Annotated in this window: 19 protein-coding genes; 10 read left to right on the top strand and 9 right to left on the bottom strand. The window is 45.9% G+C overall.

Going from position 1 to position 25,287, the window contains the following annotated elements:
- Window positions 1–3 precede the first annotated feature (3 nt).
- Entirely contained in the window at window positions 4–1,239 is a 1,236-nt protein-coding gene (locus AAC052_RS13390; RefSeq protein WP_339813880.1) for a PAS domain-containing sensor histidine kinase, read from the top strand.
- A gap of 131 nt (window positions 1,240–1,370) precedes the next feature.
- On the opposite strand, the gene katG is transcribed toward AAC052_RS13390, so the two are convergent.
- From katG to aroA, 3 genes are all read right to left on the bottom strand, one after another.
- Window positions 1,371–3,605, bottom strand: coding sequence for a catalase/peroxidase HPI (gene katG / locus AAC052_RS13385; RefSeq protein ID WP_339813946.1), 2,235 nt, complete (start codon window positions 3,603–3,605; stop codon window positions 1,371–1,373).
- Between the two features lie 321 nt (window positions 3,606–3,926).
- The gene (locus AAC052_RS13380; protein WP_317487942.1) at window positions 3,927–4,337 is read right to left on the bottom strand and encodes a GNAT family N-acetyltransferase; all 411 of its coding nucleotides are present in this window, start codon (window positions 4,335–4,337) and stop codon (window positions 3,927–3,929) included.
- 3 nt (window positions 4,338–4,340) lie between these two features.
- Window positions 4,341–5,570: a 3-phosphoshikimate 1-carboxyvinyltransferase gene (gene aroA / locus AAC052_RS13375; protein ID WP_339813876.1), complete on the bottom strand. Its 1,230-nt coding sequence runs from the start codon at window positions 5,568–5,570 to the stop codon at window positions 4,341–4,343.
- Window positions 5,571–5,703: 133 nt separating this feature from the next.
- Between aroA and AAC052_RS13370 the strand changes: the two genes are divergently transcribed.
- Entirely contained in the window at window positions 5,704–5,874 is a 171-nt protein-coding gene (locus AAC052_RS13370) for a hypothetical protein (RefSeq protein ID WP_317487940.1), read from the top strand.
- Here the strand turns inward: AAC052_RS13370 and aroB are convergent.
- Window positions 5,867–6,925, bottom strand: a complete 1,059-nt coding sequence (gene aroB / locus AAC052_RS13365) for a 3-dehydroquinate synthase (protein WP_317487939.1) — start codon at window positions 6,923–6,925, stop codon at window positions 5,867–5,869. The two genes, AAC052_RS13370 and aroB, sit on opposite strands and share 8 nt — an antisense overlap.
- A 2-nt stretch (window positions 6,926–6,927) precedes the next feature.
- Window positions 6,928–8,028, bottom strand: a complete 1,101-nt coding sequence (locus AAC052_RS13360) for a bifunctional 3-deoxy-7-phosphoheptulonate synthase/chorismate mutase type II (protein ID WP_339813874.1) — start codon at window positions 8,026–8,028, stop codon at window positions 6,928–6,930.
- Between the two features lie 84 nt (window positions 8,029–8,112).
- Between AAC052_RS13360 and AAC052_RS13355 the strand changes: the two genes are divergently transcribed.
- The 3 genes from AAC052_RS13355 (at window position 8,113) to AAC052_RS13345 (ending at window position 12,158) form a co-directional block, all read left to right on the top strand.
- Complete coding sequence (locus AAC052_RS13355; RefSeq protein ID WP_339813873.1) at window positions 8,113–9,303, top strand: proline dehydrogenase family protein; 1,191 nt, start codon at window positions 8,113–8,115, stop codon at window positions 9,301–9,303.
- A gap of 118 nt (window positions 9,304–9,421) precedes the next feature.
- Window positions 9,422–11,164, top strand: a complete 1,743-nt coding sequence (lysS, locus tag AAC052_RS13350; protein WP_317487936.1) for a lysine--tRNA ligase — start codon at window positions 9,422–9,424, stop codon at window positions 11,162–11,164.
- A gap of 283 nt (window positions 11,165–11,447) precedes the next feature.
- Window positions 11,448–12,158 carry a hypothetical protein gene (locus AAC052_RS13345; protein ID WP_339813872.1) on the top strand — a complete coding sequence of 237 codons (711 nt, stop codon included), beginning with the start codon at window positions 11,448–11,450 and terminating at the stop codon, window positions 12,156–12,158.
- Between the two features lie 88 nt (window positions 12,159–12,246).
- Here the strand turns inward: AAC052_RS13345 and AAC052_RS13340 are convergent, their stop codons facing one another.
- The 4 genes from AAC052_RS13340 to AAC052_RS13325 all read right to left on the bottom strand — a co-directional run bounded on the left by AAC052_RS13340 (window position 12,247) and on the right by AAC052_RS13325 (window position 16,629).
- A complete protein-coding gene (locus AAC052_RS13340; RefSeq protein WP_317487934.1) occupies window positions 12,247–12,744 on the bottom strand; it encodes a lipocalin family protein in 498 nt (165 codons plus the stop codon).
- A gap of 301 nt (window positions 12,745–13,045) precedes the next feature.
- Entirely contained in the window at window positions 13,046–14,113 is a 1,068-nt protein-coding gene (locus tag AAC052_RS13335; protein WP_339813870.1) for a tartrate dehydrogenase, read from the bottom strand.
- Window positions 14,114–14,151: 38 nt separating this feature from the next.
- Window positions 14,152–15,795, bottom strand: coding sequence for a carbon starvation protein A (locus AAC052_RS13330; protein ID WP_339813868.1), 1,644 nt, complete (start codon window positions 15,793–15,795; stop codon window positions 14,152–14,154).
- A 249-nt stretch (window positions 15,796–16,044) separates the two neighbouring features.
- A complete protein-coding gene (locus AAC052_RS13325) occupies window positions 16,045–16,629 on the bottom strand; it encodes an RNA polymerase sigma-70 factor (protein ID WP_339813867.1) in 585 nt (194 codons plus the stop codon).
- 327 nt (window positions 16,630–16,956) lie between these two features.
- Here AAC052_RS13325 and AAC052_RS13320 point away from each other — a divergent pair, with 327 nt between their 5' ends.
- From AAC052_RS13320 to AAC052_RS13300, 5 genes are all read left to right on the top strand, one after another.
- On the top strand, window positions 16,957–18,027 hold the full coding sequence (locus AAC052_RS13320) for a FecR domain-containing protein (RefSeq protein WP_339813865.1): 1,071 nt from the start codon (window positions 16,957–16,959) through the stop codon (window positions 18,025–18,027).
- A 139-nt stretch (window positions 18,028–18,166) separates the two neighbouring features.
- On the top strand, window positions 18,167–21,610 hold the full coding sequence (locus tag AAC052_RS13315; RefSeq protein ID WP_317487930.1) for a TonB-dependent receptor: 3,444 nt from the start codon (window positions 18,167–18,169) through the stop codon (window positions 21,608–21,610).
- A 25-nt stretch (window positions 21,611–21,635) separates the two neighbouring features.
- A complete protein-coding gene (locus AAC052_RS13310; RefSeq protein ID WP_339791886.1) occupies window positions 21,636–23,078 on the top strand; it encodes a RagB/SusD family nutrient uptake outer membrane protein in 1,443 nt (480 codons plus the stop codon).
- 49 nt (window positions 23,079–23,127) lie between these two features.
- On the top strand, window positions 23,128–24,276 hold the full coding sequence (locus AAC052_RS13305) for a hypothetical protein (RefSeq protein ID WP_339813864.1): 1,149 nt from the start codon (window positions 23,128–23,130) through the stop codon (window positions 24,274–24,276).
- Window positions 24,277–24,571: 295 nt separating this feature from the next.
- Window positions 24,572–25,195 (top strand): YhcH/YjgK/YiaL family protein, encoded by a 624-nt coding sequence (locus AAC052_RS13300; RefSeq protein WP_339813862.1) that lies wholly within the window; start codon window positions 24,572–24,574, stop codon window positions 25,193–25,195.
- The last annotated feature ends 92 nt before the right edge of the window (window positions 25,196–25,287 follow it).

Genomic DNA, 25,287 nt, shown 5'->3' with positions numbered 1-25,287 from the left:
AAAATGACCGACAAACTAACCCGCTTGGAACTAGAAGACAAAATTGCTGAACTTAAAAAGCAAAATGAAATTTTGCGATCGCAACTTTCGGCTCAAAACCAGCAGAAAAAAGGACAAAAAGAATCTTTAGTAGAGCAAAATAAGGTGGCAGATGGGTACATCCATACAATCCTCGACAACATGGGTGACTCCGTATTTGTAAAGGATGATAAAAGTAGGTTGGTACTGGTTAATGACGCCTTTTGTAAAATGTTTGGCCTACCTCGTGAAGAAATTATGGGTAAAACCCTTGCCGAGCATGTTTCTCCTGATGAGCGGGAAAGTTTCTTAAAAATTGACAGCCAGGTTCTTGCTGACGGAAAGGAAAACATAAATGAAGAAACACTAACAGTGAGGGGAGCCGTAACGATGATCATTTCCACCAGAAAGTCACGCTATGTTGATGCCAGTGGAAAAAGATTTCTTGTTGGCGTAGTTCGGGACATCACTGCCAGCAAAAAAGCCGAGCAAGCATTGAAGCAAAGTGAAATGCGATTAATAGAGCTGAATGCGACCAAAGACAAACTTTTTTCCATTATGGGCCACGATTTAAGGGCACCATTGAATAATATTTTAGGGTTATCAGAATTATTGATTGAACGGGTAAGAAAATCGGACACGGGAAAATCGGCGGAGTATTTAGAGATCATAAAAGTATCAGTCAAGAACACACTGGCCTTACTCGATAACCTATTGAATTGGGCGAAATCGCAGACAGGAGAGATCAATTATAAACCGGAAAAAATAGATTTATCAACGACTATTCGACACGTGATTGAGCTGTTAGACCCAATTGCAAGAACCAAGAATATATCTCTAAGTCAGATCGCTTCGGAGGGAATAGAAATATACACCGACGAAAGGATGTTGAAAACCATATTGAGAAACCTTATTTCTAATGCTATCAAGTTTACCAAATCCGGAGGCAGCATCATCGTGTCGGTTGTGTTGGAGCAAAACCAAGTTCAATTTTCTGTGTCCGACAATGGACTTGGAATAAAGGAGGAAGTTAGTAAGAAGTTGTTCAAGATGTCTGCAAACACATCTTCGTTGGGCACTGCAAACGAAAAAGGTTCTGGCTTAGGGTTAGCCCTTTGCAAGGAATTTGTAAAAAAGCTCGGCGGCGACATTTGGCTCAAGAGTAAGGAAGGGGATGGAAGTGATTTCAGGTTTACGCTACCACTGAATAGCCCTGAATAGATTTTACAGAGCGCCGATTTTTGAATATCGCTAGCCAGAGATACCCAACTCTTAAGAGGAAAATGAGCATGCTAATAAAAAAGGTGGCCTGTTTCCAGACCACCTTTTCACTTTAAATATTTATGCCATCATTAAGCCAAATCGAAACGGTCGAGGTTCATCACCTTGTCCCAGGCTTTCACAAAGTCCTTGATGAACTTCTGCTGAGAGTCGCTGCAGCCATATACTTCAGCCAGGGCACGAAGCTCCGAGTTGGAGCCAAAGATCAAGTCGGCACGAGTGGCTGTATATTTTACTTTGCCAGTCTTAGCATCGTGCCCCTCGAATACGTCCCCATCTGCCGAAACAGCTTTCCATGTGGTGCTCATATCGAGCAGGTTCACAAAGAAGTCGTTGCTCAATGAGCCAATACGATTGGTAAATACACCATGCTTGGATCCGTCGAAGTTGGTGCCAAGCACACGCATGCCACCCACAAGCACAGTCATTTCTGGTGCAGTGAGTGTTAGCAACTGGGCCTTATCAATCAGTAGCTCTTCCGCAGATACGGTGAATTTTTTCTTCAAGTAGTTGCGGAACCCATCGGCCTGTGGCTCAAGTGCCGCAAAACCTTCTACATCGGTTTGCTCTGCCGACGCATCAGCACGTCCGGGAGTGAAAGGCACAGTGATGGCTTGTCCGGCGTTTTTAGCAGCCTGCTCAACACCTGCGCATCCAGCCAGCACAATCAAATCAGCCATCGATACTGGCTTGCCAAAATCCTTTTGGATGCCTTCCAGTTTTGCCAATACTTTTGCCAGTTGAGCCGGGTTGTTCACTTTCCAGTTCTTCTGCGGTGAAAGTCGAATGCGTGCTCCATTGGCACCACCACGCTTATCGGAGCCACGGAAGGTGGAGGCAGAAGCCCAGGCAGTTGACACCAGCTCTGATACGGACAGTCCTGAAGCAAGTACTTTCGCTTTCAGGGAAGCAATGTCGTTATCATCTAGTTTGTGTGTCGCAGCTGGGATCGGATCTTGCCAGATCAGGTCTTCTTCCGGAACCTCAGGTCCGAGGTAACGGGCACGAGGTCCCATGTCACGGTGAGTAAGTTTGAACCACGCTTTGGCAAAGGCATCTGCGAACTCATCGGGGTTCTCCAGGAAGTTCCTTGAAATCTTTTCGTAGGCTGGATCCACTCTTAGTGCCAGGTCGGTAGTAAGCATTGATGGTGACCTGCGCTTCGACGGATCAAAAGGATCGGGCACGGTACCTGCACCTGCGTCACCCTTAGGCTTCCACTGGTGCGCACCTGCCGGGCTCTTGGTCAATTCCCATTCGTAGCCAAACAAGTTCTCGAAGAAGTTGTTGCTCCACTTCGTTGGTGTGGTTGTCCAGATTACTTCCAAACCACTGGTGATAGCATCGCCACCAACACCTGACCCGTAGCTGTTTTTCCAGCCGAAGCCTTGTTGCTCAATACCGGCCGCTTCTGGCTCAGGCCCTACGTGCTGGCTTGCGTCAGCTGCGCCGTGGGTTTTACCAAATGTGTGTCCACCTGCAATCAGTGCCACGGTTTCGTAGTCATTCATTGCCATACGACCGAACGTCTCACGGATATCTTTGGCAGCTGCAAGAGGATCAGGCTTGCCATCCGGCCCTTCCGGGTTAACATAGATCAGTCCCATTTGTACTGCGGCCAGTGTGTTCTCGAGTTCTCTTGAGTGCGTGCCCCCGTCTGCATCATCATCCGATACAACCACAGACTGCTGATTTTCGACACCTTTCGAACCATGAGCATAACGCTTATCGCCGCCCAGCCAGGTGGTCTCCTGACCCCAGTAAACGTCTAGTTCTGGCTCCCAAACGTCTTCACGACCACCAGCGAAACCGAAGGTTTTGAAGCCCATGGATTCCAGGGCTACGTTGCCTGTGAGAATCATCAGGTCAGCCCAGGAGATTTTCTTTCCGTATTTCTGCTTGATAGGCCAGAGTAGCCTGCGGGCCTTGTCAAGACTCACATTGTCGGGCCAGCTGTTGAGGGGAGCAAATCTTTGTTGGCCGGCTCCTGCGCCACCACGGCCATCGGCAATGCGGTATGTGCCGGCGCTGTGCCATGCCATACGAATGAATAAACCGCCGTAGTGACCAAAGTCAGCGGGCCACCAGTCCTGTGAGTCGGTCATCAGGGCAGTTAGGTCTTTCTTTAAAGCCTTTAGGTCAAGGCTTTTAAACTCTTCAGCGTAGTTGAAGTCTTCACCCATCGGATCAGACAGGGAAGAATGCTGACGAAGGATGTTTACTTTCAGTTGGTTGGGCCACCAATCACGATTTGATGTGCCACCACCTGCGGTTTGATTGAGTTCGCCATTCAGAAACGGGCACATTTCTGCTCCGTTTACATTGTAGGCTCCTCCAGCGTGTGTTTTATTTTCCATTATTGACAGATTTTTTTGTTCGATATCCAAATCTACAATATTCTAATCGATAGTATAAATCTATATTTTCTATATCGTTATAGATATGAATTATATCATCACTAAAAAGTGATTAAGATCATTTTCTGCATGAAGGAGAAGCTTGAAGGTAGAAGAATGTTAGATTGAATTGAAAGGGCGAGGCGCTTGAAAGGCTGACAAATCATGATAATTTCGATCATATCGGATTGTTTTTCCGGCTGTCGATTGAACAAATAGGCGACGAAAAGCCTACTTCAGCTCCTTCAAATCCCTCAGCCAAAAAGCATGGGCGTGGTGAGTCATTCCAATTTTTGGATAGTAGTCGACAGCAGCTGGAGCCGACAGTAGTATCACGTTAGATTTGGGTGCCAGCATCTTTGTCCGGCGAATGAGCTCCTTGCCAATTCCTTTGTGCTGGTATTCGATGTGCACCGCCAGGTCGCTCAGGTAGGTGGCATACACCCAGTCGGTGAGGCTGCGGCTTACGCCTACCAGCTTTCCATTGTGCCTTGCGGTAACGGTGAGGTTGGCATGTCTGAGCATCTCTTCTATGCGCTCAGGCTCGTTCACGGGACGCCGCTCACCGAGGGTAGAACTAATGAGCAGCTCCGTGAAGTCCTTCACGGTTAAATCCTGCTCTTGCTGGTAGACGATTTCCATTGACTATGCTTCTTTAATATCCAGCCCGTATTTTTTGCAATCCTCCCAAAACCCTGGGTACGACTTATTCACCACCTCCGGCTCTTCAATGATCAAAGGCACTTTTTGAGCCAGCGGCGCAAACGCCATGGCCATGCGGTGGTCTTCGTAGGTGCTAATCGTTACGGGGCCTTCAGGAAGTTCGGTCGGAGGCTCCAATTCCCAAAAACCAGGCGTTTCCTCTACCAGCGTAGCCCCAAACTTTGCCAGCTCAGTTTGCATGGCCGCAAGCCGGTCGGTTTCTTTAATGCGCAGGCTTTCAAGGCCCGTCATCGAAATAGGGCTTTTCAGGCCTGTGGCTACCACCATTACTGTCTGGGCCAAATCGGGGCAGGTCTTAAAGTCGATAACCATGGGTGAAACGCTGTTCTTTTTCTCGATCAGGAACTCTTCTCCACTGAACCTGGTGGTGAGCCCCAGGCCGTGCATGATTTCCCTGATGCGGATGTCGCCCTGATAGGAGTTTTCTCTTAACCCGGTAAGTTTTACTTTGCTGCTTTTGGAAAGCGACACCATGCTTAGCCAGTAACTGGCGCCTGACCAGTCCGACTCAATGGTATAGGAATTTGCAGTGTATTTCTGCGGTGCAATGGCGATGGTATTTTCCTTCCACTCGTTCTTTACTCCAAACTGCTGCATGAGGCCGAGTGTCATTTCTATGTAGGGTCTGCTGAACACGTCTCCCACCAGTTCGATGGTAAGACCGTTAGGCAACATAGGGGCGATCATTAGCAAGGCTGAAATGTACTGGCTGCTGATGTTGCCTTGTATTTTCAGGGAGTCCGTTTTTTGCTGAGTGATTTTTGAGACTTTAAGTGGTGGATAGCCGTCATTCTTCAGGTAATCGATGCTCGCTCCCAGCTCTCGCAGGGCATCTACCAATAGCTTGATGGGCCTTTGCTGCATGCGTTCTGAGCCCGTTATAGTTTGATCTTTTCCCGTAAGCGCCAGGTAGGCGGTTAGAAAGCGCATGGTTGTTCCAGCGTCCAGCACGTCCCACGTTTTGTCTTTTGAGGCCAGTAAGCGCATCATCGTTTGCGTGTCACGGGCATCAGAAAGATTGTTGAGGTTAATTTTTTCATCAGAAAGTGCTTGTATAATCAGGGCCCTGTTACTCTCACTTTTGGAGGCGCTCAGGTTGATAGTGGATGCTGCGGGAATGGCGGCGGAGGTGTTGATCGAAATTTTATTCATGGTATGCTTAGTGGAAATACCCGATTTAATTGTCTTTATGTTAGTCTGGTAAAGGTGACGTAAAAATAATTTTCAAAACCTTCGGCAGTCTGGCATCGTTGTTGTGATTAAATGCTTTAAACCCTTTTTTATTATGAACAGATCTAAAACCATAACTACCATCGTTGCAGGTGCAGTTATTGGTGCAATTACAGTATTCGGCGTTACTCCTATCAAAGGAATGGTTACTAAAGCCCGTGTTTCAAAATCGGCTAAAACCACACCTGTGAAGAAGAGAGACGAAGACGATCATTTTTTTATTTAGCAGAAGAAAGATTCACCACTGAGTTGAACTCAGTCAAGGCTTCCCTAACTTCCCCTAAAGTAATAATCACATCGTATTCTGATTGACCAATGGCACTCAACAAGCTACCCTTAATGGTAGCTTTTTCATTTTTCTTATCCTGTAATATTAAGCTTTCAGCTTTTTTAATCGTTGCCTCACCTATCTGCTCCGGACGGTAGGTTGCCAGTAAGTACTGCGTAATCTCTTTGTAGCTTCCTTGTGAAAGCCCTGTCTTTTTTGTCGACAGGTAGGCTTCAGCAATCATCCCGATAGCAATGGCCTCGCCGTGGAGCAACCTGTTACCGGAGTTGAGCAGGGCAGTTTCTATGGCATGGCCAATAGTGTGCCCAAAGTTGAGGATTTTTCTCAGACCATTTTCTTTTGGGTCTTTGTCGACCACACCACTTTTTACTTCAATAGAGTGCTGAATATGGTCGTTCCAGGGTTGCTCACCGAATGTCTTCGCAGTGAGAGTCTTCCAGTAACTGGCGTCTGCAATCAGGGCGTGTTTCAGCACTTCTGCAAAGCCGGACCTGAGCTCTCTTTCCGGTAATGTGGCCAGAAAATCAGAGGATACGATGACTCTTTCCGGCTCCTGAAAAACGCCGATGTGGTTTTTAAGGCCGTGGAAGTCGATGCCCAGCTTGCCGCCGACACTGGCGTCTACTTGAGCCAGCAGGGTGGTGGGCAGGTTCAGAAATTTGATGCCCCGCTTGTAGGTGGCAGCACAGAAGCCGCCCATGTCACCAATTACGCCCCCGCCAAGGTTGACGAGCAGCGCTTTCCTGTCGCACTCCAGCTTGGTAAGCTCGTTCCAGATGTGTTCACAAGTCCGTAGCGTTTTCTCCTCTTCACCGCTTTTTATTTCAATCACCGAGTGCCCGGGAAGGTGAGCCGCTACTTTTGGATAGCAATGCTGCCTGGTGTTTTCGTCCACCAGCACAGCCACCTTTGAATAGGATTGGACTGAAAAAAACCTCCCCAATGACTCGGGGAGGTTGTTCGTTATTTCTACGTTACCGAGAATCATTTTTACTTTTCTCCGCCTGCAGGTACTTTAGCCATAATCTCAGTTTGCTGTTTGATAGAAGCAACGTGGATCAGCTTGTAGGTTTCTTCTACAAAGTCAGGAGAAAGGGAAAGTGACTTGCCCCACTCAGCTCTGCTCTTGTAAATTTCATTCCAGCGGTCTACCTGGAAGATAGTTACGTTGTTGTCACGCTTGAACTCACCCATTTTCTCTACCAGGCGCATCCTGTTGGCCAAGGCTTCAAGGATTTCACGGTCAGCGTTGTCAATCTGATCACGCATTTGCTCCATGAAATGATTGAAAGTGGCGTCAGTTGAATGAGCGCTTTTTGGCTTCAGTTCTCTTACCATTTCACCCAGTCGGGCAGGCGTCACCTGCTGCTTGGCATCACTCCATGCGTTGTCCGGATCTCTGTGCGACTCGATCATCAAGCCGTCATAGTTCAAGTCCAACCCTTTCTGAGCTACATCCAGAAGCATTTCTCTGTTGCCGCAAATATGGCTGGGATCACCAAACAAAGGCATTTCAGGGAACTCCCTTTTCAATTCGATAGGAAACTGCCATGCGGGCACGTTGCGGTATTTCGTCTTCTGGAAAGAAGAGAAACCACGGTGGATGGCACCAATTTTAGTGATACCGGCCTTGTTAATTCTTTCGATTGCCCCAAGCCACAATGCAAGATCGGGGTTGATAGGGTTTTTGATCAGTACAGGCACATCAACGCCTACAAGAGAGTCGGCAATTTCCTGCACAGTGAAGGGGTTCACTGTTGAGCGGGCACCTACCCAAAGGATGTCGATGCCAGCAGCAAGACAAGCCTCTACGTGGTCGGGGTTGGCTACTTCAACAGCAAATTTGACACGCAACTCTTTCTTCACGTTCTGGATCCAGCCAAGGGCTTCTTTGCCTATGCCCTCAAATCCGCCCGGACGAGTTCTTGGCTTCCACACACCAGCTCTCATCACTCTGATACCTTCCTTATACAGTTGGGTACAGGTGTCCATGAGTTGCTCTTCTGATTCAGCGCTACAAGGCCCTGAAATAATCAATGGTCTTTCTTTTACCGGAGACCAGGATTCAAATTTGTCAATAGTAAGCTCCATACCCACCTCACTTATTTTTTATAAACTAAAAACGATCAAACTAGTCTTTTACTTATTATTGCACTCCAATTAAACACATTAACCATGCCCGTTACCCATCCCTTTACCTTCGAAGATACCGAAGTAGCTTTTGCTTCTAAGTCGGACCGGGAATTGAAGAAGATGTATTGGCTATTCGCCGCTATGAACAGTAACTTTTTGGTGCGCTTTGGAACACAGGGCGTAATATTAGCACTAAAAATGAAAATGCCCATCAAAAAACTCATAAAAAGTACTGTTTTCGGGCATTTCTGTGGTGGTGAGACCATACAAGAGTGCAAACAAACGATTTCTGAGCTTGGTGCTTCAGGTATCGGCACCATACTCGATTACTCTGCCGAGGGGGAGAAAACAGAGGCTGGATTTGATGCCAATAAGGAGGAAATACTGCAGACAGTCATGAACGCTGCCACCAGTGCTCACATTCCTTTTGCCGTGATGAAAGTATCAGGTTTGGGCTCAGAAGAGTTGATGACCAAGTCGCAGGATGGCAAACAACTGAATGGCAAAGAGCAGAAGGCATTTGACAATATTCACCGTCGGGTTGAAGAGCTCTGCAGCAAAGCCCACGAGCTAAATGTCAGGATATTTATTGACGCAGAAGACTATGCTTACCAGGGGGTGATAGACGGGTTGGCGCTGGAAATGATGCGGAAGTACAACAAAGAGCAGGCAATTGTTTACACTACACTGCAATTTTACAGATGGGATGCTTACGACAAGCTGGTTGGTTTGCACGAAAAAGGGAAAACAGAACGGTTTTACCTGGGCGTGAAGCTGGTGCGTGGTGCTTATATGGAGAACGAGCGTGAGCGGGCGGAGGAGCTGGGCTACAAGGATCCCATTCAACCGACGAAGCAAGCCACGGATATTGACTACAACAGGGCACTTGATTTCTGCGCAGCGAACCACAAGCGGATTGCGTTTTGCTCGGGAAGCCATAATGAGCAGTCGAATGCCTTGCTCACTTCACTGATGCAACAATATGGCATAGCCAAGGATGATCCGGGGGTGTTTTTTGCGCAGCTCTACGGCATGAGCGACAATATTTCGTTTAAGCTATCGAAGGAGGGCTACAACGTGGCAAAGTATGTGCCTTACGGCCCGCTGGAAAAGGTGATGCCCTATCTGATCAGGCGGGCAGAGGAGAATACGTCGGTAGCCGGGCAGACGGGTAGGGAGTTTAGCTTTATTAAGAAGGAGTTGGACAGAAGAAGCAGTTTGAAATCTGCTTAATAGAAAGCGTCCAACTAATAATGGACTCAGCCATGCTTTTTTTCCACATTCAGTTAACTTTGCCCCTCATTTGATAATCAGCTAACTGGCTGATACTGATTAAACCTTACATAAGTCGATGCATTTAAGCGAGCAGGAAATTTTGCGCCGGAAAGAGAGAGAAGAACTCATAGCAGCCGGTATTAATCCCTACCCTTCCGAAACCTTCGAGGTCAGCGTGGCTGCAGAGGAGATTCATGAATTCTACGAAAAGCGCAAGACCGACTATAAAAATATATCGATGGCCGGCCGCATTATGAGTCGGCGCATCATGGGGTCAGCTTCTTTTGCCGAGTTGCAGGATGCCTCAGGGCGGATTCAAATCTACATTCGGAGAGATGATATTTGTCCCGGTGAAGACAAGACGCTTTACAACGATGTTTTCAAAAAGAAAATAGGTATTGGTGATATCGTAGGCATCAGAGGGTTCGTGTTTACGACGCAAACCGGTGAAATATCCGTGCACGTGACGGAGTTTAAACTGCTTACAAAAGCACTGAAGCCGCTTCCTATTGTAAAAGAAACAGAGGACGAACACGGCAACAAAGTGCTCCACGACGCCTTCACTGATCCGGAACAACGTTATCGCCAACGCTATGTGGATTTAGTGGTGAATCCTCACGTGAAGGACACGTTTATTAAGCGTACCAAGCTGGTGAACTCTATCAGGGAATACCTGAACAATAAAAGCTATCTGGAGGTGGAAACACCCATTCTTCAGCCGTTGTATGGCGGCGCTGCTGCTCGTCCGTTCAAAACGCACCACAACACGCTGGACATGACGCTCTACCTGCGCATTGCCAATGAGTTGTACCTGAAGAGGCTGATTGTGGGTGGGTTTGATGGCGTGTACGAGTTTTCAAAGGATTTCAGGAATGAGGGCATGTCTCGTTTTCACAACCCTGAGTTTACCCAGGTGGAGCTGTATGTAGCTTACAAAGATTATAACTGGATGATGGATACTGTGGAGGAGATGATTGAGAAAATCGCTCTTGACCTCCATGGAACCACCCAGGTGCAGGTGGGGGAGAACGTTATCGACTTCCAGCGTCCGTGGAAGCGCTTCACCATGTTTGAGGCGATACAGCATTTTACTGGTATTGACATTAGTAGCATGGATGAGGCGGAACTAAGGGCTACTGCAAAGAAATTGGAAGTACCTATTGATGACTCTATGGGTAAAGGCAAACTGATTGACGAGATCTTCGGTGAACATTGCGAACACAAGCTGATCCAGCCGACTTTCATTACCGATTATCCGGTTGAGATGTCACCGCTGGCGAAAAAGCACCGCAGTAAAGAGGGGCTTGTGGAACGTTTCGAAGCGATCTGTAATGGCAAAGAGATTTGCAATGCGTTCTCCGAGCTGAATGATCCGATTGATCAACGTAAGCGTTTTGAAGAGCAGCTTGAGCTGGGCAAAAGAGGCGACGATGAAGCCATGATGCTCGACGAGGACTTCCTTAGGGCACTTGAGTACGGTATGCCTCCAACCGCTGGGCTCGGTGTTGGTATCGACAGGTTGAGCATGATCATGACCAACTCACCATCCATTCAGGAGGTGTTGTTCTTCCCTCAAATGAGGCCTGAGAAGAAAGTGGCTGAGCTAATGGAAAAAGACTATGAGAAACTGGGGGTGAGGGCCGAGCTGGTACCGATACTTCAAAAACTCAACATGTCTACCAAAGAGGCCATTGCTGATAGTAAAGACAGCAAGCTTTTCAACGATGTGTGCGGCATGCGCAAGAAACTGAAGCTGAACGACGTTACTAATCCAACCATGGACGAGGTGAAGGCCTGGATAGAGGCTGCCTCGAAATAAGCTAATGAAAAGAAATAGCATCCCAACTGAATCCTGCTTTCTTAAAGTGTTGGGCTTGGTTGGGATGTTTGCTTTGATGGGGTGTGGTACGAATGTTCCCCACGATGTTAGTGGCTACGTTGACTAGTTTATTCGTGAGGCTGAACTACGGGGCCATGATTTTTCGAATGTCCGTCGAGGTTTGACGATTGAATTCATCAATCTGCCAGACAATAAAGCAGGGAGTTCGAAACGGACATTTTTCTCCAAAACCATCAAGCTAGCTCCACTCATTTGGAAGCAAATGAATGACAGACAAAGAGAAATGCTTGTTTTTCACGAGCTGGGTCATTGTGTTTTAGAGCGGCAACACAAAAATGAAAGGTTACTTTTAGGCGAATGTGCCAGTATCATGAAAGAGGGAGGAGAAGATGCGTGCGTAGATGATATCTTCAGCGACTCGTGGCGCTCCTATTATATCGATGAGCTGTTCGATCCAGCCGTGCAGGTGCCAGACTGGTACCGGACTCAAGACCTCACTAAATTGGTCATTGGAGATACGTTACTTCTAAAGGAGGACTCATTGCAGTATGAAAGTTTTCAGACCAGACATTTTGGAATAGCCGATGCGGTGGCAATTGACGAATCAAGCGATTACCTGCTTACACTAACATACGACTCACTCAACTTTATCTACGGGTTTCAATGGGATGCTATCACCGTTGGGTTGTATCAGGAAAGTGGAGAATATTCGATCAACAATAAAGGCAAAGAAATTTGGGATAATTATTCGCTTTACACAGATAAGATAAAATTAGAGACACCCATTAGCCTTTCCCTCTTAAATCTGGGAGCTTTTTATCACTTCTATTTGAATGGGGTTGAAAAGCACATTATGAGCACAACCTATTTTCAAAGTGGTTCTTTTGTGGTGCCGGGAAACATGTATGTCGCTACCTATGGCGGAAGCAAGCCAACGGCGAAGCTTTCAGTAGTGCGAGTTGGCAAGCAGTAAGCGAGCTAACATGCAATAATATTTGATACTCTCAGATGAGACTATATCCTCAGACCACCGCAGTATGCAATGGCCTGAGGATATTCTATCAGGACTTAGTGAAACTAAATTCTATCACGATTTTCATAGTCCCAACCTCAGTTGATTCCTGCTGGCTGATGCGGCCTACAAGTTTGCTTGATGTCAACGTTTGAACTTCAAAAGTCTGGTCGTCAACCGTCAGCATTTTGCCATCACTGCTCAATGACCAGGTGCCTGTTTCCGAATCTTCGCCTGGCTGACTGCTGACATAGGTATTGTCGGCCTTAAATTCAATGGTAACATTGGTTATGTCGGACTCTTCCTCGGCGTTAATAGAAAACCCGTCGGCAATTTCCTGTGCCTCTGCTTCGCTCAACTCGAATTCCGCTATAAGGTACGCAACCACGTCTTGTCCATTGATTGACAGTTCTATCACGTCTACTGAGCTGTATTTCCATGTGCCAATAAGCGGAGACGATACGCCCTCGTCATCTTTGCCACCGCAGGCAGCCAAAAGTGTCAAAACAACAAACGGCAAAAACAGGATTTTAGTAAATCTTCTCATAGGATTGGTTTTTTTGAAAAGTAATTATTGAAATAATAAAGTGCTTCGAAAGCTTCAACCAGATGGGCTCAAAAAATGAGCATTTGAAACTAACGACAGGTTAAACATGCTAAAATCATTTGAAAGCTGAAAGGGAAAATATCCAATACTGCCTTTTTGAAGGCTAAAGTGAGTGATTGGAGGGGACGGACGTGGGAGCTCCGTTAATTTTTAGCAATCCGATGATATGAGAAATAAGAGAAAGAAATGAACTGAAACTCTGCGAGCTAGCTGATTGGTTTAATCATTAACATTGGGGCTTTCAAATTCCCGCAAGCGCCGCTATCACGGCATTTCCCACTTCTGATGTAGTAGAGGTGCCTCCCAAATCTGGCGTTAGTGTTTTCTTTTCCACCATCACTTTTTCAATGGATTTCAACACAGCCCTTCCCCAATCATTATACCCAAAAAAATCAAGCATTTGGCTGGCGGACCAAATAGCGGCGAGGGGGTTAGCTATTCCCTTGCCTGCAATGTCGGGCGCCGATCCGTGAATTGGTTCAAACATTGAAGGGTGTAGCCTTTCCGGGTTAACATTTGCACCCGCAGCAAGCCCCATACCGCCGGCAATGGCCGCTCCCAGGTCGGTGATGATGTCTCCAAAGAGATTGGAGGTTACCACTATCTGGAACCGTTGCGGCTGCTTCACAAAGAACATGGCAGCGGCGTCTACCAGGTAGGAGGCGGTTTTTACTTCCGGATAATCCTTGCCCACCTCTTCAAATACCTGATCCCAGAAGACCATGGAATAGTTCAGGGCGTTGGCCTTGCTTATGCTGGTTAAGGTCTTTTTCTCTTTTCTGGCCAGCTCGTAGGCGTACCTGATGATTCTTTCTGTCCCCTTTCTGGAAAAGACGCCGGTTTGAAGCACCACCTCTTCGGGCTTTCCTTTGAACAGCCAGTCGCCTGCTCCGGCATACTCACCTTCGCTGTTTTCTCGGATCACGATCATGTCGACCTCTTCTCTTTTCACATCTTTCAAAGGGCAGGGAGCACCCTCCAAGAGTTGAACGGGACGAATGTTGACGTACTGATCGAAGCCCTTTCTGATTTTCAATAGTAGTTCCCTCAGCGAAACATGATCCGGCACTCCGGGGAATCCAACAGCACCCAAATAAATCGCTTCAAAATTCCTAAGCTGATCCATGCCATCATCGGCCATCATTTTGCCATGGTTGGCATAGTACTCACAACCCCATGGGAAATGTGTAAAGTCAAACTTCATGTTGCCGTCAAGTGCTTCAACTTTCCTCAACACTTTGATCCCTTCTGCCAAAACCTCAGGCCCTATTCCATCTCCCGCTATCACGGCTACTTTGTGAGTTTTCATTGCTTTTTTTCTATTTAGAATTGGTGTATCCTGCCTTCTTAGGCGTTGGTCAAGGTTTGCCCCTGTTCATTCATTTCTTTTTTCAGACTTCGGGTCGCCAGCCAAATAAGTACTATGGAAAGGATGAAGAGAATGCCGGCAATGACTGACAAAATATAGACGCCGTCGGTGAAATTTTTGATAGCGAAGAGGAGGAGTGAGCTGAGGGTGACGGAAAACATGAAAAACATCGGGACGAGCACAAAGTTGGGATTGATTTTATTTTTGATGAGCCACACGGCCACGGCCAGAAGAGCCAATGCTGCAAGCAACTGATTGGCCGATCCGAAAATTGGCCACAGCGTAGTGAACTCCCCAGAAGTAAGCAACAGAACTGAGCATATGACAACCACTAAAGTTGCCAGGTAGCGGTTCTTGGCAAATGCCTTTCCTACCTTGTGGTCGACATCTTCGAAGTACTCCTGAACTGTAAAGCGAGCCAGCCTGGTGCAGGTATCGAGCGTGGTGAGTGCAAAGGCTGATACTGTTAATGCCACGAATGAAATGGCTAACTGTGCGGAGATTCCCGAAGATGAAATGATGTTACCCAGTCCGTCGGAAAACAAGGTCACTGGCCCTTCGATGACTAATCGACTAGCGTATTCTCCCCGACTAATAATGATGACCGTTCCAACTGAGATGATAGCTAAAAATGACTCAATCAACATGCCACCATATCCCACCACCTTGGTGTCGTTTTCTTTGTTGATTTGTTTGGAAGTGGTGCCGCTGGCCACCAGCGAGTGAAAACCGCTGATGGCACCGCACGCCACGGTAACAAACAACACTGGGAAGAGGTAGCCGAGGTTTTCAGAATTGATTTGGACGTTGTTGTCCATTTTAATCTCCGGATTCGCAATAAAGACACCCACCACGGCGGCAATCATGAGGCCATATAAAAGAAAGCTGTTTAGATAGTCTCTCGGTTGCAGGAGAAATGAGACCGGTGTGACAGAGGCCACGAAGGCGTAGGCCAACAGTAACACAACCCACAGTTTGTAATCCAGTAAGAAGGGTATTTGCATGCCCAGATAAACAAAATAGTACATAGCAAGCACGCCAATAACGGTGTTGATCAAAAAGGCATGTTTGACGTTTGCGGTCGCTTTGTTAACAATCCCGAAAACTACAGCCAGCAGCATGAACAGGATGGATGCAGAGGCTACTCCTGGGTTATTGATAAAGGTTTTGGCTATGATATCAACAAAAACCGCAGTGATTAGAATAAGCGTGGCGAAGCTGAAAATCAGGAAAAGGCGCTTTCCTCCTTGCCCGATATATTTTTGGATAATCACCCCGATAGACTTGCCGCCGTGCCTCATAGAAGCAATCATGCTGGTGAGGTCGTGTACTGCACCAAAGAAAATGCCTCCGAGCAATATCCAGATCACAGCCGGAATCCAGCCGAAGGTAACAGCGATGATTGGCCCGACTATTGGCCCGGCACCCGCAATTGAGGCGAAGTGGTGCCCAAGGACAACGGGTGTTTTGCTTGGGATATAGTCGATCCCATCTTCGAAGGAGTGTGCCGGCGTGGTGTTTTTGTTGCTTATGTTTAATTTTTTGAACACGAACTTCCCGTAGGTGAAATAGGCTACAAGCAGCACAATGGCAGATATTGATAAAAGAATGATGAGGTTCATAAGTAGTGTAATTTAAGCTGAGCCAACAGTTGCCAGCAGCAGGATATTTTATGTGTGAAATTAGGGTAGTTGCCTTTCGCTGTGAAGTAGTACAATGTGATCAAGCCTTACCCTGAATTAGGTGAAGTTTATTTTTCGAAGAAGATGTGTGAATGAGCTGCCAGTTGAGGTGAGAAAGTGAAGATCGGGCTAGACTGGTCAGGTGAGTGCTAAAAGAGAAATGAAGCTAAAGGTTTGAAATAGTGTAGTTTAGCTGGCAGCCAGGAAAAAGAGTGACGCAGAAACTATGAGGTCAGTGTTTGATTTCAACACCCCTCTGAAATGCTTGAGCGCAAGCTGCATTTGTGTTTCCACTGTCTTCACCGAAATCCCAAGCTTTTCTGCAATTTGTTGATAACTCAGGCCTTCCATTCGGCTAAGGATAAAAATCTCTTTCCTTTTTTTCGGGAGCACCTGCAGGGCTATCTCATAAAGCTTTTCAAAGTCATGGTATATAACATCATCCTCTGTTGAGTTACTAGTAATGTCGGCTACATGGAGCCGGTATTCCTGATAAGCTTTATGATGAATTTTTTTCTTTAGGCTATTGAGGATCGTGTTTTTAGCAATGGTAAAAATGTACGACTCAAAAGCGCCGTCTCTGTTAATGGATTTTCTATTAAACCAAAGCTTCAAAAATACTTCCTGTACAATTTCTTCGGATTCTTCCTTGTTATGAAAGTAGCTCAAACCGAAATGGTAAATCCGCTTGTTATATAGGTAAAATAGGGTGTCAAGGGCCTTTTTGTCACCTATTTTAAGTTGATCAATTATCGTAGCTAATGATTCTTTCATAGGATGAGTGCTATTACAAAATATGCAATACTGGGCAACAACATCGTCATAAAAATTAGAAATCGATAGTTTGGGTTGCTTTTTTTTGATGAAAGGCAATTTGCTCAGAACCTGGCAGGTCGGTCTTTCTTTGGCGGCGTTTGCTCAACCATACAGCCACATGCACTTGTGTCGTGTGATGGTCATGGTAAGGCATAGCCTGAGTAGTTTTGGGCAGGTCCATCCCATGTTAGTTTCACGTATACACAGTCGAAGTGAATTTTTTTACAACGCTTTTCAGGGTAGAAAGCCAGCACATTGTATTACCACTAAGCAACAAAAGCAAAAATGGACAAAAAGCTGTTGGAAAGGTATTTTCAGGGAGAATGTAGCATAGAAGAGGTGAAGTATATCCTTGAAAGCCTGGAGTCTGGAAAATTGGATGAGCACATGTCTGACCAGATTCTGGAATTCAATCGGAAAAGGGATACTGAGAAGAGCGCCGATGAAGAAGGAATGCTGAGGAAGATTCATGACCTGATCAATATGGAAGATTTGGTTGAGTACGTGAAGAAAACGGACAGTATTACAGCTACTGATGAAAGTCCATTTAGACAAGTTTACGTGGCAAAGGATAAAAAATCCAGTTGGTTGAGAAGGGCATCTCTTGCAGCAGCGGCTGTGTCGTTGCTGATTATAGGAATGTTTTTTTACAGCAGGGGAACATTTGACAACCCACCGGAGGTGGTAGAGACTGTGCCGCAATTGCAGAAGGAGACACACAAGGGCCAAAAATTGACTATTCACCTGTCGGACGGTACGGAAGTCATTCTCAACTCTGGCAGCAGTATCTCTTACCCGGAGGTATTTGGTGATGCTGAGCGAGTGGTGAGCCTGGTGGGTGAAGCTTTTTTTGAAGTGACACCTGATAAAAGCAGGCCCTTTATCGTCAGGTCGTCCAATTTAGAAATGAGGGTTTTGGGCACGTCGTTTAATGTGCAGTCTTTCCCGGAACTTGATATATACAATGTGGCATTGGTAACGGGGAAATTAATGGTAGGTAGAGTAAGGAAGGGTAATGATGGCACTGAACACGAGACTTTACTCTTAAGCCCTGGTGAAATGGCCGACCTAAACGTGCAGTCGGGTAAGCTTAGCAGACAGTCGTTTAATGTAGAGGAGAAGACCTCATGGAAAAGAGGCATCATTTATTTCAAGGATGCCGACCATCGGAAGGTGATTAAGATACTTGAGAATTGGTTCGATGTGGAAATAACTACTGTGGGGAGACCTGATCAGGAGTGGAAACTGACTTCGAAATTTGAGAGAGATAACCTAAAGAATATCATGGATGTTTTGCAGGCGTCGCAAGACATTACTTACGAACTAAAGGGAAACAAAGTCAAAATATTTTTCTAAGCCTATGAAAACAGAATCGATAGAAAGTGGATAAAAAAAATCGGCAACCAGAAAGCTGCCGACTTAGTCGCAAGTATTTTTTATGTATCAGATAAAAAATATTGCCAGATAAATTATTTCATACTTAAACTACAAAGTTATGTTAAAAAGATTTCTACACCAAACCCCCTGTGTGTTCAGGCGACTGCTATACGGGTTATTTCTTCAATTTTTTGCATTTACGTTCAGTTTCGCATCCGTTCAGGAAACCAAGAGTGTGCGAGATTATCCATTGAATATTGAATTCAATAAAAATACCTTAGTTGAGACTTTCCAAATTATCGAGTCGGCAACAGATTACCATTTTGCATATGACAGGGGCAAACTTGATCCTAATGTTAAGTTTTCGGGTAAATACAAAATACCACGAACTGTTGGCGACGTGCTGTTGGATATTGCCAAAGAAACTGGCCTGAGTTTTAAACAGATAAATAAAAACATCACAGTAATTAATGCCAATAAAGACAGGGAGTCTTCACCTTCTCTTGAAGTAATTATAGAAGATGTGATAATAACGGGGAAGGTAACTTCCGAGGAAGGCGAGGCGCTTCCAGGTGTTAATATTATTGTAAAAGGGACCAATATCGGTACGGTAACGGACATTGACGGCAATTACTCTTTAAAGAGCCCGGAAGGTAGTACCACCCTGATATTTTCATTTATTGGCTATGCAAGTCAGGAAGTGCCGGTAAATGGGCGCTCCGTAATTAACATCATGCTGACCTCGGACATAGCTCAGCTGAGTGAGATAGTGGTGGTGGGTTATGGAGAGATGGAGAGAAAAGACGTCACAGGCTCGATTTCATCTGTGGGAAGCGATGAGATAAAAGATTTGGGGGCCACCAGGGTAGACCAGGCATTGCTGGGAAAGGCTGCCGGCGTTCAGGTAATGCCAGTTTCTGGTGAGCCCGGAGCGCCGCCGCAAATCAGGATAAGAGGGGTAGGCAGTATTTCCGCTGCAGGTGATCCCCTGTACGTGGTAGATGGTTTCCCCATGCAAAGCATTCAAACCATCAACCCTAATGACATCGAGAGTATCGACGTATTGAAAGATGCCTCGGCTACTGCCATTTATGGATCGAGAGGCTCCAACGGTGTGATAATAATTAATACCAAAAGAGGAAAAGAAGGAAAGCCAACCTTCAAATACGACGCCTACTTTGGCTTTCAGAAAATCGCAAAAATGCCTGAATTTCAATCCGCAAAAGAGGAAGCGCAGCACTACTTTGACGGGATAAGAAACAGAAATATTGACGAGGGCAATGACGTATCCGGCCCGGTAGAAACCTGGAAAATCGCTGTTCCGGTTACTGTTGTTGAAGTACTGGAAGGAAGAACGCCTACTCAGCCCGGTGTCACTCTCGACTTCAAAGATCCATTCGATGAAATTCTGGTAACAGCGCCCCAGCAGCAGCACCAGCTATCTTCCAACGGAGGCAGCGAAAATGTAAAGTATGCCATCAGTGGCGAATACTTATCTCAGGACGGAATTATTTTGAACAGCAATTTCAAAAGGTATTCATTGCGCTCCAATATCGATTCTAAGTTGACCGATAAGTTGTCCATTAAAACAAGTATTAACCCGTCTTATGTTGACAAAACCAACGTAGGAGGAACCAGCTTTGACGGTGTTAACAGCAACACTGACATTTTGTACAACTCCCTGGTAATTCCACAATACTATTCATTGTACAATCCTGATGGTTCTTATTTTCCTTTTGGTGGCGGACTCGACGCAGTGGTTACAACCCAAAATCCCGTTGCTTTAGCTAATGAAGTGATTAACAGGCAAAAGGGAATAGGTTTACTTGGCAATATCAATGTAGAGTACGCCATCCTTGATGAACTGAAAGTGAATGTGGCGGCAGGCACAAACCTCCAGGCAATTAAAGGCATGAGTTTTAAGCCGCAGCTTCCGGCATTTTTCAACAATCCGGCTGTAGGCTCCGACTATTCTGCCCTTCGCTTAAACTGGCTTACTGAAACTACCCTTAACTATAACAAAAGTTTTGGCGATCATAATTTTTCGGGATTAGCAGGTTTTACTACCCAAAAAGAAACAGTTGAATCAAATAGTCTGACTAGTAACAGGTACCCAAACAACCTTGTCCCAACTTTGAGCGCCGTGAGTGGGATTATCACCGGTGGTACGTCAAACTATTACGAATGGTCTTTGGTATCCTACCTGGGAAGGGTCAACTACAACTACCTGGGAAAGTACTACTTCACAGCTTCATTGAGAACAGACGGCTCGTCTCGCTTTGGCTCTGAGAACAAGTTTGGCGTTTTTCCTTCGCTGGCTTTAGCCTGGAGAATCTCTGACGAAAGCTTCATGCAATCCATGCCTGCTCTTTCTGAAATGAAGTTAAGAACAAGCTACGGCAGCACAGGTAACAACAACATTGGTAATTATGAGCACTATGCTACCATCAATTACGACAAGTATACCCTCGGCGGCGGTGCTGTTGGTGGATATGCGCCAGGCAGGCTGGCCAATCCTTCTCTAACCTGGGAAACGCAAAAGCAAATAAACGTAGGCGTCGACCTAAGTTTTGTTGATAACAGGCTTGGCTTCAATATCGATTATTTCAATTCCAGGAATTATGACCTGCTTTTGAATGTGAACGTGCCTGATGTTACGGGTTTCAGCACTGCGTTGAAAAATATTGGGGAGGTAAAAAACAGCGGATGGGAATTTGTAGCAAGCACTGTAAATACTACAGGGGATTTCAAATGGACAACTAATTTTAACATCTCCACTTATAAGAACGAAGTAGTTAAGCTTGGGCCGGAAGGAGACCCAATTATCTCTGGGGGCAACATAACCATGATAGGTCAGCCCATTGGTATGTTTTATGGCTGGTTATCTGATGGTGTTTTCAAAAACCAGGCGGAGCTGGATGCAGGGCCTATTTTTAATCCGGGTGCCAGAGATGCCTCAAGAGTGGGTGACGTAAGGTTTGTGGACGTGAGCGGCCCGGAGGGAGTGCCTGATGGAGTCATCAATAGTCTTGATAAAACCATTATGGGCTCCCCTTATCCGGATTTCTATTATGGAATGACTAACAACCTGTCGTATAAGAATATTTCTTTAACTATAGGTATTCAGGGGTCGAAGGGAAACGAGATTTTAGCGATCTCCAGAAATCAGTTGGCTAACAACAGATCCAGATTCAGACAATTGTCGATCATGAACGACTACTGGAAGTCAGAAAGTGAGCCAGGCGATGGGTCGCCTAGACCTAATGATACCCCAACAGGCAACTTTCGTGGGCAATTCAGTCAACTGTGGCTGGATACAGGAACCTATTTGCGTATTAATAATATAACGCTTGGTTACCTGCTGCCAGAGGCCTTCGTTGAGCGCCTTAACCTGAGCTCGCTCAGAGTTTATATTAATACAATTAATCCTTTTCTGTTTACGAAGCATATTGGTTTCAACCCTGACGTGAGCAGGAGTGGAAGCGCCCTGAACCCAGGCAACGAACAGTATGATTATCCCGTGGCGAAAAGCATCAAGCTTGGGCTAAACGTAGGATTTTAATTTACTCACCCTAAATGAAATAGAAATGAAAAACATAATTAGCATAGTCACATTCGTATCGCTGTTTATGATGTCATGTAACAAGGACTTTATTGACATAGCACCGGTAGATACAGTAAGTATAGATGCTTTATTTAAGACAGATAAAGATTACAATGATGCGGTAGTAGGCATTTATGGTTCGTTGCAGGATCAATACCAGGACATGTGGTTGTTTGGTGATATGAGAGGCGACGATTCATGGGATGAGTTGGTTAAGAATACCGCTGCGGCCATGGATAACTTCACTATCAACAATGACGACAATGTGCTGCGTGACACATGGCGCAACTATTACGTAACCATCAGCCGCTGCAACATGTTGCTCGCTAGAATTGAACAGGCCGACCCCGCTGTTGTTAAGAATAAAGACTTGTACATAGGTGAGGCCAGGTTCATTCGTGCCCTTGCTTACTTTGATATGGTAAGAATCTTTGGTGATGTACAAATGATTACCAAGCCTATCACCATTGAGGAGTCGTACACAAAGGGACGTGAAAGTGTCGAAAAGATATACAACGAAGTCATCATTCCCGACTTGCTGGACGCTGAAACGAAGTTGCCAGGCAGCTATTCTGGGTCGGACGTTGGCAGAGCCACTATGGGAGCTGCCAAGTCAATTCTCGGCAAAGTTTACATGACTCGTCACGAATTCGTAAAGGCGGAGGCCAAATTGAAAGAAGTGACGACGATGGGGTATGCACTACTTGAGAACTACAATGACTTATTCGATTACATGCAAGATGAACACCACAGCGAATACATCTTCGATATCGAGTATGAGGAGGGCCTTGGGGGTGAAGGAAACTGCTTCACCACTAACTTTACTCCAAAGAACCCTGAATTGGCCGAGTTTTATGGTGTTACCGGAGGTCAAAATGGGAACAACAATGCGCCTCCCCACTTATTTGAAATTTTTGAACCAGGTGACGTAAGAAAGGATGTTACTGCTGCCAACGGGCATACCGATGCCGACGGTAACTTTATTCCCCTGATTCCCACTTCCAACGACGTGGCTACATTTACCAAAAAGTACATGGTTCGCTTGCTTACCAGCTGCGACAGCCGTGCCAATTGGAAGGTGATTCGTTATGCCGATGTTTTGCTGCTTTATGCAGAAGCACTTAATGAAAATGGCAAAACTGTTGAGGCACTTGGTTACCTTAATCAGGTGAGAAACAGAGGTGGGCTCGACGACTTGACCGGCTTGTCACAAGCTGAAACACGTGATCGGATTTACCTGGAAAGAAGATTTGAGCTTTCGTTTGAAGGCCATCGATGGTTCGACCTGGTTAGGACCGGCCGGGCTCTGGAGGTGATGGCACCACTTGGAATGAAAGACTACATGACAGTTTTCCCCATCCCGCTTGCTCAGATTCAGTTGATGAATGACCTGGAAATTTTCCCGCAGAACACTGGATATAATTGAACGGATGCATTTCTATAGCAAATAGTATGAAACATAAGAAACACATATCATGAAGAAGAACATTAACATTATTAAGGTTGTAATCCTTGGCATGCTTTTGATAGTCTCGGCGGCGTGGATATCTCTGCCAGGCGAAGAGCCGTCGGCAGGAAGCGATGACTTGGCGGCTACAACGAAACGATACCTGTATGTTGCCACCCCGGGGATAAGAGACTATCTGGGGTATGGGGGGCATGGAATACTTGTCTTCGATATGGACAATAACCATCGGTTCGTGAAAAGAATACCGATGAAGGGTTATCACAAAGATGGCACACCATCTAATGTAAAAGGTGTAGCGGTAAGCCTGGCCACCAACAGTATCTATGTCAGTACGCTGGAGACCCTGCAAAGGATAGACATTACTTCTGAGAAAGTAGTGTGGGAGATACCTTTCGAAGGTGGATGCGACCGAATGTCGATTTCACCGGATGGTAAAACAATGTACCTGCCATCATTGGAAAAAGACTTTTGGAATGTAGTTGACTGTGCGTCAGGTGAAATCAAGAGCAAAATACAGGTTTTCACCCGTGCCCATAATACCATCATTGGCATGTCTGGTACCAAAGCCTATCTGGCAGATATTGGCACGCCTTTTTTGAATATTGCTGACACTAAGACCCATACACTTGTGAGCAAGGTGGGGCCATTTGGTGGAGGTATTCGCCCATTCACAGTCAATAGTGATGAGTCGCTTGTGTTTGTTAACGTCAACGAGTTGCTGGGTTTTGAAGTTGGAGACCTGAAAACAGGCGAAAAGTTGGCCAGGGTGACGGTGGAAGGCTGGGAAAAAGGACCAGTCAGGAGACATTCCTGCCCAAGTCACGGTATAGGTCTCACACCTGACGAGAAGGAAATTTGGGTGAGCGACGGACATAACATGCGCATGCATATTTTCGAAAACAAGCCTCCATACAAGCAACTCACCACTATTCCTTTGCAGGACATGCCAGGGTGGGTGACTTTCAGCCTTGATGGTAAGTATGCCTATCCGTCAAGCGGCGAAGTGATCGATGTAAAAACCCGCAAAATTGCGACGTTGCTTACTGATGAGGATAACAACTATGTGGCTAGTGAGAAAATGGTCGAAATTCAATTCGTTGACAACAAAGCGGTGAAAATTGGTGACCAGTTTGGACTGGGTCGTGCTCCTCATTAAACGATTAAGTAGGTAGGTGAAAGCAGGGGGGTATACAGTATCAGCTGATCATAAGCAGTCTGATAAGTGAATGCCGGTCGAATCATAGCTATTGGCAATCATTGCTGTATAACCCCTCCCTTTTTTGTCGATTCAAACAGCACCCCAAACCTATTCCATGTCGGGCGGCAGTTCATTTGGTTGCCATATGTAAATTGTTTTGTATGATTTGTTTTTGATTACAGTGAGACAGTGAGCAATGTTGCTCAATACTATAGGTAACGTTTTATTAAGCTAACTCTAAAGTTGTAATGCTATGCATAGTTTTTCTCGCCGTTTGTTATCTGCAGTGACGCTATTAACGGCGCTCAGCATGTGTTTTGAGCTGCAGGCGCAATCAGGCAAAGCCCTCGGAAAAAAGGAGTCAAAGGAATGGTTCAAAGAGCGTAAATGGCTGAGCAACGATAATCTGGTTCCTCATAAGTCCATTGACCAACAAGAGCTGGCCAGGCAGTACAGTGCCCATAAAGATTGGTGGGATAAGGCCTTTGCCTATATGCAGCGAGACGACCTTGCCAGCATTAAGCCGGGCAGGTACCCCATTGACGGTGAAAACGTTTTTGTGATTGTCAGCGATGGCCCGACTAAAGAACTTGCGAAGACGAAATATGAGTCACACAAGGTTTACGCCGACATTCACTATGTTTTTGACGGCAAGGAGAAAATTGGCATAGCCCCAGTGGAAGGATCCACGGTGACTGAACCGTATGATGCTGAAAAGGAGATCATGTTTCATGAAGCCAAAGGCAAATATTACGAGGAGAATCCTGAGACCTTTTTCGTCGTTTTCCCAGGTAAAGATGCCCATCGGCCTGGCGTAAAAGTAGAAGGGTACGATACGGTGAAAAAGATAGTTATTAAAGTCAGGGCTGGTGGCTGATTTCGCCGCAAGAGGTTGGCTGATTTAGTGCGACTGCCGGGTTGACCAAGGCTCACGCCGATCCACTTCACGCAAAGTATTTTAATAAGGAT

Origin of the sequence: uncultured Imperialibacter sp., from assembly GCF_963974565.1 — a bacterium.
Classification (GTDB): Bacteria; Bacteroidota; Bacteroidia; order Cytophagales; family Cyclobacteriaceae; genus Imperialibacter; species Imperialibacter roseus.
This window is presented reverse-complemented; position numbering and strand designations above follow the sequence as displayed.